Here is a 13,132-nt window from a genome sequence, read left to right on the forward strand (position 1 = left end):
TGTAGTCACGTTGTGTACGTTTACTGCGGATTGCACCTGAGGGTTTCATAGATAAGTCTCCAAAGTGTCAACTTATCTCAGGACGGGACAGTCATTGCCATTAAAAAGGCGACACTAATAATTGCTTTATTTTTCCAAGCGCGAGTCGTTGTTACGCTAGCTGTAGGTGTTATTTTAGGTGCGGTTTGGCTGGTCATTCTGTTCTCAAAAATTGTTGTCTCTCACTTTATAAAAATAGAGAAACAACTGACCGAGATCAGCTGATATAAAGCAAAAAGAAAAGATAAGCCGCAGCGGGCCGCTTTTTGCTGGGGGCGGATATTAATGACTCACTAAAAACAAGTCAACCGTTTATCGGCAATATCCCTATGTTTATTTATAAAATTAACCAACTTGGAAACTAACCACGTTAAGGTCACATTTTTGTTTTTAAGTATGTGGCGAATGTCTGCAATTTGAAGCGTTTGTAAGTAAAGCCTAAGCTCATTTTTGTGAGGTTGAATGCCTGCAAAAATTTGATAGGAAGATGCAGTTGCTCTGGTTTGGAGCAACTGCGTGGCCAACTGAGTTAACTTAATCTACCAAAGCTTTTAGCGGTGATAAAAATATAATGCTGGGGCATCTCTTTCTCGGCGACTTTAGTTGGCGATAAGCGCTGTTTTGTGGCGTCAACTTCAAAGCCAAATGCTAATAAGCTTTTGATTGAGGGTTGATTCTCTTCACTGACAAAACAATAGATTTCATCCAGCTGTAAAATCTCAAAAGCCACTTGTAAAAGCTGTTGCTTGATAAAGCGGTTAAGCCCTTTTCCTTGATATTGACCCGTAAGCCAGGTGCCAATCTCTACTCGTTTTTCAGCTAATTCAATATTTTTTAACCGTGTAAAACCAATGACGTTATGTGTCGTGCCACATCTTATTGTAAAGAGTAAACAATCAGAATCACTCAGTACCCTGCTAAAATAGCTGTCAAAAGCGTCGGTAGTATCTTTTGGAAAGCGTGCGAATCGCCAAATGTTAGGATCCATACCAATTGCTTTTAACGCCACAATATCTGCGCTAACTAATGGCGATATATAGCCATTTTGCAGTGTAAATGTGCCGCAAAGTAGTTGAGTTGCAGCGGTATACTTTTCGAGGTTATTAGTCATAAGAAACGACAGGTTGTAGTCGGTTGAACATTGTTAATTAGTCGATGCCGATGATAGCAATTGATACGACTCATTAGCTAGTAAACTCAGCTTGCTATACTCAGTTTGATAACTGTCGCACATTGCGCTAACAATGTAGTTGTACGCAGTTCTTAGCTGGCATTTTTAATCTTGTTTTGCGTGTATCTTCGCTTGAGCAAAGCCAGTGTATTGCCTACAATAGCGCACTTTTTATTTATCGCAATTTTCACTATAGGCCAGAATCATGTCTGACACTACAGCACAACCAGCTTTACCTGATCGTCTTTCAGTTAACCCACGTAGCCCTCACCACGTAGAAGCTATTTTCGAATTCGATATCGGTATTACCGTTAACGGTAAAGAGCGTTTCGATGTTGAAGAATACTGCATCAGCGAAGGTTGGGTTAAAGTGCCATCTCACAAAGCGTTAGACCGTCGTGGTCAGCCGCTGATGATCACTGTAAAAGGCACTGTTGAAGCATTTTATAAGTAAAAACGTGTTTTTACGGTTATGCCAATAAATGAAAAGGTCGCGATAGCGACCTTTTTTGTTACTAAAAATCGATTTCAGCCAAGGCTCTACACTGGTTTGTTGCTAGGCAGGCAAGATGTTATCTTGCTGGCATACTTATAGAAATCAGATTGAACGACCTAGCGTAGAGGGTTTGAATGTCTTTAGCCAAAATTGTCGCGAGTATTATTCTAGTTGTTTCCCCGGCAGTGTTTGCCAGTCCCCATCAAACACTTGCCCCAAACGCGCCTTTGGCGCAACAGCTACCAGTGCCACCAATTCAAGTGGCAAAGTCCTACCCACAAGTCGCTGTAGTTGAGCTTGCTAATGCCCATGACTTGCAGGCTGAATTTGATAGTAAGCATTATCAATTAGAAGCTGTGCTCAAAACACATCAGTTGCCAGCATATTTTGTGGAAAACTTGCCAAATGATTTAAACGCGTTGCCAGTAGAGCAAAAGATCTCGCTATTTATTCGCTTATTATTGCCGACGATTAAGGCGGTGAATCAGCAAATTCTGGCGGTCAGAACCCAAGTCATCACGCTTTCACAAAAGCCTAAGTCAAAGTGGTCAGTCACAGAGCAGGATTGGCTCCAAGGTTTGTTTGATAGTTATGTGGTCAAATCAGCTCAAATAGAAGACTTGTTATTGCAGCTCGATATTGTACCAACGGGCATGGTTCTAGCCCAAGCGATTGATGAGAGCGGTTGGGGTAGCAGTTATTTTGCCATCGCAGGCAATAATCTCTACGGCGAGCATTTATCTGAACATGGCGGCGAATATTTAACGACACCTGGTGGACATGTCAAGGTCGCTGCATTTGCTAATTTATATCAAGGTACAGCCAGCTATATGCATAACCTTAATACTACACTCGCTTACCAAGATTTAAGGTTGTTGCGTAAACATTTGCGCGAGCAAGATAAGCTAAATGGTGCTGAGTTAGTAAAAGCATTGGTCCATTATTCAACCCGCGGCGAAGCCTATGTCGACAATTTACAGGCTTTGATTAAACGACATGGTTTAGATGACTTTGATACCGCTAAATTAACGGGGTCAGTCACTATCCGTTACCGGTTTAATGAGTCTGCTAAGCGATAATGGCTTAAACTAAAAGTAACGCTAACAAGAGATATTTTGTGGATTCAATTACTCAAGCTGCATTAGGTGCCACGGTTGCAGGCGCAATAGCCGGTAAACGCTGTAACGGCAAAGTTTTACTTGCCGGGGCATTGCTCGGTACTTTGCCGGATTTAGACGTATTTATTGATTACGGTGATGATATTAGTAATACCGTAAAGCACCGTGGTTTTTCCCATTCATTATTGATCTTACTGCCATTCTCTTTATTGCTGACGGCAATCATTGAGCGAATTAAGCCTTTGGAGGACTGGTCGTTCTCAAGACTTTGGTTACTTATTGCCGCTTGTTTAATAACCCATCCTCTACTCGATAATTTCACCAGTTACGGCACGCAATTATTGTGGCCAATCCCTGGATATTTCTCCTTATCGAGCGTGTTTATTATTGATCCCTTGTACACATTGCCTCTGCTTATTTCCCTTGCTGTTGGTATGGCGAGAAAAGCGTCATTGAGCCGGTATTGTGCCATCGCATTATGTGTTTCATCGCTGTACCTCGCCTGGAGTTTGGCGGCTAAGCTATATGTTGAACAGCGAACTATAGCGAGCCTTGATACCTTGGGGATTAAGGCAGAGTCAGTGTTTATTACGCCTACGCCTTTTAATACTTTGCTTTGGCGAATTGTGGTATTGGATGGCGATGAGTATTGGGAGGGGCTGGCATCTGTACTAGATACAAATCAACAGGTTGAGTTTATTGCCCAAAAGCGCGGTAATTGGCCGTTGTCAGTAGAGCCTGAGCAGCTGCAAGCGCTAAAAACCTTTACCGATGGCTTTGTGCGATTTGATCAGCAAGATAAGCAGTTAGTGGTGTCTGATTTACGTTTAGGCATGTTCGGCAATCTTGCCTTTAAATTTGTGTTTGCAGAGCAAGATCGCGCCGGACAATGGCAAGCTATTTTGCCGACGCGTTTAGCTCAAGGTGAACTAAGGGGCGATATGAGTAAGCTAAAAGATAGAGCGTTAGGCGATCAGCAAATAAACGCCAGCCTCGATCTATGCCCATCACCATGCGGGTTAAATACTGCGCACTAATTCATTTCTATGAGTCAGTCATAACCGCTAACCGAGCCGTTAAAACGATAACGGCTCGGTTAACGAAAATTACAGCCACTATTTATCGCCTTCATTTTTATTAATAAGCAATATAATCAACAGCATACCAAAGAAGGTGACAATACTGACCTGCAAGGGGCCTGAGATCACAAAGCCCATTTTACTGCCATTAAGAATATCGAAAATATCTTTGAGTGCACCAATAGAAATTAGTGCCATTGAGCCGGAGAGGATCCTTGTGAAGCGTTTGCTATTGCGGGTGCGCAATTTGTCATAAAGCTTAGCCGTTTCGGAGATAATCTCTTTTTGGCGGTAATGGATTTTGTCTAATGTTTCTTGGGTGCGGGTATGTAATTTTTCAAAATCCATATAATGAAACACCTTCTGGATCATCCGAGTATGATCGGGAAAGGTCATCATACTGCCCGCGTTTATTAAGTCTAATAGCCAATGTGCATCATTTGTAAATTGCTTTAAACAATCGCCTTCATCGGTGAGTTTTTTAACATGTGCCCTTAATTTAGCGGCTGAAATATCTTTGTCTTTTAGGCTCGGAACGGCTTGTTCTAAGTTAACCCTTAACTGTTTATCGAGTAGCTTATTGGTTAAATGAAATAGATTATTTACCGCGGCTGCAACCTCCATCATCTCTGCAGATTGCTCTAGTACCCAGTTAGGTTGCTGTAATAGTCCAAGCACACACTCGTGATGGTTGGTAAATACAAACTCATCGTGGTTATAGCAATCTTGATTGAGGTTATGCTGTTCGCTGGTGACTGTGCGCAAGCACCAATCGTCAACAGCGCTACGAAGCTCGCGCTGTGGTAATACAAATGCGGGATAGGCGAAGTGTGACTTTAATGATTTGGCGGTAACAGAGTTATCTTGGCCGTTAATCCGCTCAACAACTCTATCTAGCAGAGTTGAAACAAAACGGTTTTCTGATGGGTTAAAGATCAGTAGATCTTCAACATCTTCTTGGTAATGTGGATACTGAGTGTTGAGCAATGTGGCAAGTTCGCTAAACCTTTGCTGGGCAAAATCTTCTAAAAGCCCTACCTGTTGCTCATGCCAGCGCATGTCTTGATCCATCGCAAAGGGCGTGCCTAAAGACATTGCATGGCGCACGCCGCTGGCACTGGTGTCGTCTAGTGGCGCTTTGAGGTTTAGGGCAAATATCCCCATTGGGTAATATATAAGTTCAACATCAAAATTGAGCTGTTTATTGTTGGCATTTCTATTGCGAAACGGCATGCGCAAATTGGGGAGTTGCCACGAATAGATATCTTCAAAGTCTTTGGCTATTCCAGCCCAAATGTCATTGAGCATATTACTCTGTGGTGACTCTGCGCCCCAATCGGCGAAGTACAATGGGTGCACAGCTGGTGGACTTGCGACAATATGACTTAAGGTCTGCCTAAGTTCACGAGTGATAAGATGATTAACGTTGGCAAAATAAGAGATGCTGATTGAGCCTCGCTCGACGTAGAGCTCGCCAGAACTTGCTTGCCTGTTTTCACTAAAGAAGGTTAACGGCGGCCATAACGCTTCAAGGTCCGTTGACATTATGTACTTGTCTGCAGCAGTTAATGCACTTACCGCCTCGACAAATTTAGGCCGTAACTTAACCATTTGCTCAGTTAATACTGCTGGGTCACCCCAACGTATTGCGTAAAGGTAGGCAACAATGCTGACACCGTCGTTAAAACACTGGTAGGCGCTAAATTCGGCGTTTAAGTGCTCAGTGTAAAATTGTTGTTCCGACTCACTGAACTGCTCTGTGACTTCTCTGGCGGCTGCTAAGTGCGCTTCGATATTGCTGGCGGCATCGGATATTAACCAGTCTTGGCTGGTGTAAATTCCACGATCGATATAGCAAATATCAATTTGAATCGCGGCAAATTGTTGCAGTACCTTAGTTATCCCGCAATTGGGGAGTGTGCTAATGGCGGTGATGCTGGAGCGAACTAAGGTTTCTGCATGCAGATACCAATTACTTTCTTCTACTTCATGACGGGCATAGCTGTAGCAGGCACAAAATACTAATAGCGTTTCAACTGCTGGAAGATCTTCCACTTGTTTTGCAAAAATTTCCGCTTGCTGCTCAAACTGGCTAACTAAAGCGAAGGCGGTAGATTGACGCTGTTGTAAGTTTTTTTTAGCCCAGTGAAAACATTGTTCAAAATCTTCAGCGCGAATATATTGAAAAAACTGCTCAACAATAGCTTGTTGCTGTGTGTCTCTATCAAGTGTCATGTGTCTTCCTTGGACAGTATCTGGCTTCGCTGCTGCTTGAGTCTCGGATCGGTTGGAGTTAAGTAATAACTATTGATGAATATATGCTCAATCATGTGCCATATTTGCTTAGGCGAGGGCGTTGGGCAATGATGTGGATCGTGATGTGAAGCATGATACATCAGTGCCATCGGTGTTGAGTCTATGTCATCGTAATGGGGTGATAGGTAGTCGATATCAAAAGCGTTAAAGCCAAGTTTTTGGTAAAACTTGGCAGGTCCTGATTCTGCTTCAACCAATAATATCTGAGTTGTTTGCTGCTCAATAAACTGAAACAGTTCGTCGCATAACAACTTGCCGAGTCCTTGCCCTTGATGGCTTGGAGCAATGAATAAGTAACCAAGTAACGCAAAACCTTGCTGAGGATAAAGCTCGGTAATAGAGACGCCGTATACTTGGTTATCATCGCAGAGGACAACACAGCGAGAGCTAGCGCTATCGATGGCTTGTTGTAACTCTGCTATTGGCTCGCGTTCCCAATCGGGAAACACTTGGCAGTATATTGCCATAGCGCTTTGCCACAATGAGCCACTGGCTTGGGTAAGCTGTTTTATCTGCATGATTTATTATATTTTTTATGTTTGATAAATCTTACCAAAGCTTGCCTAAATCCTGCTATAAAAACAATCAAATCGCTGCATTTTTATCTGTGTTTTTATTTGCTCTAGGTTAGTTAAACAGTGGCTTGTGGCTGTATTTTCTTCAATCGCGGTTTTTCGTTGGGTTTTAGAGCGCAGGAAGCTTAGTGATTTTAAGTTGGAACTTGTGTATTTATTACTATCATAAAGGCTGGTTAGTTAATGATATTCTTAAATAATTAATAAGATATTCCAATACCGTGATAATCGTTAGTCTGTCACAGTTTCTGTTGTACAAACTGATAATATTTCAGCCCTTTTTATAATCACAAACTGGCTAGAATGGCTTTAGTATGTCTAATCTCTCTATCAAGCAATTATTTATCACCCTCTTCAGTAGCTTATTAATGATTTTTGCCCTTTCCTTAGGGCTAATCAATTACCACAGTAAGCAATTAGAAGCACAAATACATACCCTAGAGCTTGAAAACCATACCAGTGAGTTGGTTTCGCAACTATTGAATAAAGTGTCTGGATTGCGCCGCGAGCAGCTTGGATACAGTTTGCGTCGTGTACAAGCTTCCCCTATGAGTGAAGAGTCTAGAGAGTATTTGAATCAACAGGTCGTTGATATTGATGACATCGTAGATAAAGCCAATCAGGTAGTGAGTGATGACACCTTAGTGCAGATTAATAAGCTGCAATCACAAATTGCAGCGTTTAGTCGCCTGCATCAAGATTTCTTACAAAGCGACGCCAGCCAAGGCGCAGCTGCTGCGGGACAAATGCTAAGTTCAATGGAAGCTTGGCATATTTATAATAATGTTGAGCAAGGTATTTTCTTGTTGATGGAACAGCAAGCAGAGAAAGTGGTGGCGGCTAAACATGCCGCTGATGAAGCCATGGAGTCGTTAAATAGCAGTACGATTCTTGTCGCCATTCTGTTCATGTTGACCTTATCAAGTTCTGCTGTGTATCTACTAAAACGCATATTGTCGCCTTTGCATGCCACTAAAACGGTACTTTCGACTATCGCTAACGGTGATCTGGTTGTCGATATCGATATGGACAAGTTTAAAAGCCGTGAGTTTAGTGAAATGGCGCAAGTGTTGCTGCAAATGCGCAATCAATTGCATGATATGATCTCGCAAATAGGCGCCGCCTCGATTCAGTTGGCTGCCGCTGTAGAAGAAGTGAGTACCATTGCTGGAGAGTCTGCCAATGGTGTGGGGCAACAGCAACATGAAGTTGACCAAGTCGCTACCGCAATGACCGAGTTGCAAACCTCGATTACAGAAATTGCCCGTAATACTAACCAAACGGCAGAGCAAGCTTTGTTAGCGGTTAATGCAGCAGATAGCGGACGCCGAGTTGTTGCTAATACTATGGTGGCAATTAATGAGTCTGAATCTGAAATTACCGCAGTGAGTGACGTCATTAGCCAGTTACAGCAAGACACGGATGCGATATCGGTGATTGTTGAAGTGATTTCAGACATTACCGACCAAACTAACCTGTTGGCATTAAACGCCGCCATCGAGGCTGCACGTGCCGGAGAGCAAGGACGTGGTTTTGCGGTTGTTGCTGATGAAGTGCGTACATTAGCTAGCCGCACTCAAAGTTCTGCCCATGAAATTAAAACAACCATTGAGTTACTGCAGAAGCGTTCGCAAACGGCGGTAACGGTAATGAGCTCTAGTCGCGATAAGATGAAACTCAGTGTTGAGCAGGCAAATTGTGCTAGCGATGCGATTGGTGATATTAATACTGCGATTACGCAAATTAACGATATGGCAATTCAAGTGGCGAGTGCCACCGAACAACAAACAGCTGTCACTGAAGAGTTGAGCCAAAATATTATTAATATTAGTGATGCAGCGAGTCGTGTGAGTGAGGGGACTGCTCAGGTTTCTCAATCGAGTAACGAGTTAAGTCAATTAGCCGTTAATCTGGCTGATATCATTCGTCGTTTCCGCACGGTATAGCACAGTTTTCGCCTGACTTTATTAGTTTAGTCACTGAACTCAATCGGCAGCGGTATCGTGGCTGCTTGTTGAGTTCTGCTTTATGTTTTTCGATCGCGATGCATTACAATCCCACCCTTCTTTTAAGTGTCTTTTTCCTGTTAATTTAACGCCGAGTTGTACGGAGTACATTCTTCTCTTAAATCACGCATTTTTTATAAGGTTTTAAGAATAAAATCATATTCAAAGCGTATTATATAGCCAGAAGATAAAAGCGTGTTCTACCGTAGGATTATTGTCATAGTGGGTCGCTAGAATGAGCGCCAACTATGCAAGGTAAATTATTACAAGGAGTATTTATGGCCCTTAGTCATCAGCAAAAAGTGTATATACCCAAGGATGTTCGTAGTAACCAATATATCAGCGCAGAAATTATTGTAACTGACGAGTTGTTAGCACATTATCCTGATTATAAAACGTGTTATCAGACCCTTAGTCGCACCATTTTTAACCTGGGTGAGCAGCAAGAAATTTACAACCTTCACGTTATCACTAACGACAAGCTGCCTGTGGTGCGTTTTCATACTGAAGCCTATAGTTTTCCAACGGCTGAACAGATTATTTTCTTTTACAACCCCGAATACCATGAAGCGCAAACTTTGCACAGCAAAGATGATTACCGCGCCCGTAAGATTAGAATTGTATTCCTAGCGACAGGTGAAGATATTCGCAGCAACTCTGCTAATTTCCATATCAAAGTGCAATCTTTCCTCGCTAAATTAATGCCTCTGTTGCCAGAAAAGCAGCTTAGGGTTAAGGTCCGAGATCATCAGCATCTATCTTATGATCTTTTTGCTAAAGCTAAGGGTAATAAAGAAAGCTATGGTTACAAGCTGCGCTCAATCAGTAACCGCTACCAAGCGCGAGAATGTCCATTGCCAGAAGGGCATGGTTCATTATGCTATGTCACCGTCAAATTACCGTTAAGCCGTAAGCTTAAAAATGCTTTGTTACCAGCAGATACAAACGACTTTACGCCTCTGTATCAAAAGCTAGAAGAGGGATTTGTAGAGGCCACGGCCGGCAAACAGTTAAAGCATATTGCTATGGTTGCCAATGGTTTAACACCTTTGGTACGTAACAGTAAGTTTGATCAGGTTGATGGTACTGACGAAGTGCAAATGCTAGGTTTTGATCCTAATGTCGAGCAGCAACAATTTATTCGTCATTGGGACGGTGACCGCCTAGTTGAAACGGTGAGTTTTACCATTGCTGCAGAGACGAAAGACTCAAAAGAGGGCGGTTTGGGCCGCTATCTTAATAGAGTTGAAGAGGCGTTGAAGAGCTTTACTGCGGGCCTTGAATTCGATAAGTCTCGTGAAGATCTTATTGTTCGCTTCCACCAACATATTAGTTATCAGGCGCCTGACCAGTTACTTGATAAGTAGTCTGTCGTTACCTAAGTGCTCTGCAAATTGTGGAGCACTTTCTTAGCATCAAGGCTGAGACAAAATTTTTTGCAAAGGCTTACCAAATGTAGCCGTAGTTTATGCCTATTGAGTCAGCACCATCGTTATGGCTTGCGAGGTCAGCATTTGAATAATGCATGAAAAAGACGCCCAGCCTATGATGTCGATTAATGATAACCCCCACGCCAAGTTTATCCTCAAATAACCAATTAGCACCTAAGTTGCGGTCAAGGTAATAACTGTTTTCAAAATATGCCGCACCAATGCCAAATTCGACAAACAAAGATACAGGCTCAGATTGCCATAAATATTGGAATATTGGATTGATACTCAGCACATAGTTATTGCTTGCATTGTTGGCGTGCCCCTTCTGTGTGGAGAACTCAAGCCTCAAGTTGAGATTGTAATCGTTTAAGAAGTTATCAAAGTGATTGATTTTATGGGAGTAGGACACTCTCCAGCTGTTACCGTTTGTCGACCCGCTCTCTTTAGTGGGGATAAAACCATAGGCAAGTTCAAGGCTAGCGCTTGCTGTGCAAGCGCCTGAAAAAAAGAAGAGACTAGCGATAAAAAGCATTGAAATTGACAGCTTCACCTTAACTCCTGCAGGTCACCCGCTTAGACCTTGGTTAATAAAACGGCGAACAAGTATTAATATTAGCCTGTTTTGAGCGAAGTAGATAATACCAATCAGTATAAGAATTTGATCAGCTCAGAACGATTTTTGGCAAACTAATTCAAGGCGAATAGCTGTAATAATGGTTATTCCCTTATAAATCTATTCAACGCAGAAGTAGGCAGCCAAAAACGTTCCAGACTGGCGAGTTTTAGCGATTCTGATGCTGTGTTAACGAACTTGAACGTAGAATAACTATGCCCTTCGCTCGTTGCCTTGCCTCAAAACCGCTAAACTCTCGCTGAGCGACTAAATGTTTATACTGATTGGTATAAAGTCGCGGCTATCGAGTTTCTGCTGAGAGACTTCAAGTTTTTGTTTTATTAACGATATTAAACTGTCAGTTACCAGCTTATTTTACTGATTAATAGCCAGTAAAATTCATAATAAGATTGGCCGTAGACTTTGCTTTAAAGTGCAGGGGCGTTAACGTGAGGCTCTTAAGGGGCTAATGGGAAGTGAGTTATAGCGGGCGTGTAAGCCCGCTAGTCAATAATTGTCATTTTAAGTTTTTTAGCTTAATTTAAATCGAGTTAACAAAGTGTCGAGGTCGCTTACTTTTTCTGCGAGCACTCTGCTGTTATCTGCCCCTCTCGCTGCTAGCTCTAGGGTCTGCTCTGAAATATCGTGAATAATGGTAATATCAGTGGCTATTTCTTTGGTCACCGCAGTTTGTTCTTCAGCCGCAGTTGCTATGGCATGCACCATACTTTTTACATTTTGTGTGCTATCAACGATTTGCTCTAGTGCGGTATTGGCTCCAGCGCTCTGCGAGACTCCTATTTCGGTAAGTTGCTTGCTTTCTACCGTAGAATTTACAGCTTGTTCGGTACCAGATTGAATCACTTTAATGATATTGCCTACTTCATTAGTTGCTTGTGTTGTACGTTCTGCTAGTGCACGTACTTCATCAGCAACAACGGCAAATCCTCGACCTAGTTCTCCGGCTCGTGCCGCTTCAATCGCTGCATTTAAGGCAAGAAGGTTGGTTTGCGAAGCAATGTCCTCAATCACTTTTATTACACCGCCGATTTGGTCGCTATGGGCGTGCAGAGTTTGCATTTGTGATGACATATCTTCGATTTGTATTGCAACATTTTCGATGCTGTTGATCATTTGCTTGGTTGTGTGGCGACCGTTATCTGCAGAATCTCCAGATAACGTTGCCATGTCTGCTGTAGACGCTGCTTGTTGCGCCACTTCGTTGATGGTTAGGCTGAGCTCTTCTGAAGCGGTAGCAATGAGGTTAGCTCGGGCGGCTTGATCTGATGCTCCATTGACCATTTCGTTACTAACATCAGCAATTGCGCTACTTGCTGTTTGTACTTGATTGCTGACTAATGCAATTGAACTAATAAGCTCTTTTAGCGAAGATTGCATGGTATTAATAGAGTTGGCGAGTTCACTAAGCTCATCGCCTACATTATCGACAATTCCCTCTGAGGTTAAGTCGCCGTTAGCGACCTTTTGAGAGACGTTTGTTAATCGCTGTAAGCGGCTAGTAATAGAGTTAGCCAGCAAGTAAGCCACAATAATTGAAACTAACGTGCCGATGGCAGTTAAGATCAGTGATGCGCTTTCCATGGTGTAGAAAGATTCTAGTAGTGAGTTTAGCGCTTTTTCAGCTTCAGCTTTTTCATTCATACTCAATTCATCGAGCAATGCTTCTAAAGGCACTAAGTGTTGGTTTGATAATCGGTGTAGCTCAGAGAATAAAACGCTTTGCTGTTTTATACCGACAGAAGCAATAATTTGATTTTCAACACCAGACTGAAACTGATCGATATAAGATTCAATTTTCTGCATATTGTTTCTATCTGACTGATTGGCACTTTCTAGAGGAATTAACTGCGCTAGCGCTGTGCGGTATTGTTCTAGATTTTCATAAAAGTCTTGTTTCGCGTTAGCATCAAAGTTTGCGATTATTTTGAGGGCATCGCGATAAATATCTCCAGATTCATCAACTAGCGTTAAATACAAGGTGACGGCGGGTACGTCATCATTTTTAATCGCATGGGCTTGATACTCTGCTGATACAAGTTGCGTATAGATAACCATAGTGATGGCTATCAATATAGAAATAATACTAATAAAGGAAAGATAAATTTTTTGTTTTACAGTGAGTTTCATAAGAAGCCTGTTTATATTTATTTTAAATTAGCAAGTGGGAGCAATATCAGAGTATCAAGCCGCTCAGAGCTGAGTGTCGGTGGAGCTTGAGCAGGAAAACGAATTAGAGCAAAAGACTGACTGGCTGACCTCTTACTT

General features: G+C 42.3%; 10 protein-coding genes. 5 read left to right on the forward strand and 5 right to left on the reverse strand.

Translation table 11 applies throughout. The annotated features are described in order from the left end of the window. Window positions 1–568: 568 nt before the first annotated feature. Window positions 569–1,150 (reverse strand): GNAT family N-acetyltransferase, encoded by a 582-nt coding sequence (locus L2748_RS07855; RefSeq protein WP_220783157.1) that lies wholly within the window; start codon window positions 1,148–1,150, stop codon window positions 569–571. Between the two features lie 265 nt (window positions 1,151–1,415). Here L2748_RS07855 and L2748_RS07860 point away from each other — a divergent pair, with 265 nt between their 5' ends. The 3 genes from L2748_RS07860 (at window position 1,416) to L2748_RS07870 (ending at window position 3,861) form a co-directional block, all read left to right on the forward strand. Then, window positions 1,416–1,664, forward strand: a complete 249-nt coding sequence (locus tag L2748_RS07860) for a DUF3297 family protein (RefSeq protein ID WP_220783156.1) — start codon at window positions 1,416–1,418, stop codon at window positions 1,662–1,664. A gap of 176 nt (window positions 1,665–1,840) precedes the next feature. Then, on the forward strand, window positions 1,841–2,785 hold the full coding sequence (locus L2748_RS07865) for a glucosaminidase domain-containing protein (RefSeq protein ID WP_220783155.1): 945 nt from the start codon (window positions 1,841–1,843) through the stop codon (window positions 2,783–2,785). 38 nt (window positions 2,786–2,823) lie between these two features. Then, the gene (locus L2748_RS07870) at window positions 2,824–3,861 is read left to right on the forward strand and encodes a metal-dependent hydrolase (protein WP_220783154.1); all 1,038 of its coding nucleotides are present in this window, start codon (window positions 2,824–2,826) and stop codon (window positions 3,859–3,861) included. Between the two features lie 78 nt (window positions 3,862–3,939). Here L2748_RS07870 and L2748_RS07875 read toward each other — a convergent pair whose 3' ends face one another. Next, on the reverse strand, window positions 3,940–6,138 hold the full coding sequence (locus tag L2748_RS07875; protein WP_220783153.1) for a hypothetical protein: 2,199 nt from the start codon (window positions 6,136–6,138) through the stop codon (window positions 3,940–3,942). Then, window positions 6,135–6,737 carry a GNAT family N-acetyltransferase gene (locus L2748_RS07880; protein ID WP_220783152.1) on the reverse strand — a complete coding sequence of 201 codons (603 nt, stop codon included), beginning with the start codon at window positions 6,735–6,737 and terminating at the stop codon, window positions 6,135–6,137. Before L2748_RS07880 ends, L2748_RS07875 begins: the two co-directional genes overlap by 4 nt. A 371-nt stretch (window positions 6,738–7,108) precedes the next feature. Here L2748_RS07880 and L2748_RS07885 point away from each other — a divergent pair, with 371 nt between their 5' ends. Both L2748_RS07885 and L2748_RS07890 read left to right on the forward strand, forming a co-directional pair. Continuing rightward, window positions 7,109–8,740, forward strand: a complete 1,632-nt coding sequence (locus tag L2748_RS07885; protein WP_220783151.1) for a methyl-accepting chemotaxis protein — start codon at window positions 7,109–7,111, stop codon at window positions 8,738–8,740. A gap of 338 nt (window positions 8,741–9,078) precedes the next feature. Next, window positions 9,079–10,167 carry a DUF3083 family protein gene (locus L2748_RS07890; RefSeq protein ID WP_220783150.1) on the forward strand — a complete coding sequence of 363 codons (1,089 nt, stop codon included), beginning with the start codon at window positions 9,079–9,081 and terminating at the stop codon, window positions 10,165–10,167. A gap of 79 nt (window positions 10,168–10,246) precedes the next feature. Here L2748_RS07890 and L2748_RS07895 read toward each other — a convergent pair whose 3' ends face one another. Together L2748_RS07895 and L2748_RS07900 are read right to left on the reverse strand one after the other, a co-directional pair. Continuing rightward, entirely contained in the window at window positions 10,247–10,783 is a 537-nt protein-coding gene (locus L2748_RS07895; protein WP_220783149.1) for an acyloxyacyl hydrolase, read from the reverse strand. A 594-nt stretch (window positions 10,784–11,377) separates the two neighbouring features. Continuing rightward, on the reverse strand, window positions 11,378–12,994 hold the full coding sequence (locus L2748_RS07900) for a methyl-accepting chemotaxis protein (RefSeq protein WP_220779240.1): 1,617 nt from the start codon (window positions 12,992–12,994) through the stop codon (window positions 11,378–11,380). Window positions 12,995–13,132: the final 138 nt, after the last annotated feature.

The sequence above is a fragment of the Shewanella sairae genome (assembly GCF_023283535.1).
Lineage (GTDB): Bacteria > Pseudomonadota > Gammaproteobacteria > Enterobacterales > Shewanellaceae > Shewanella > Shewanella sairae.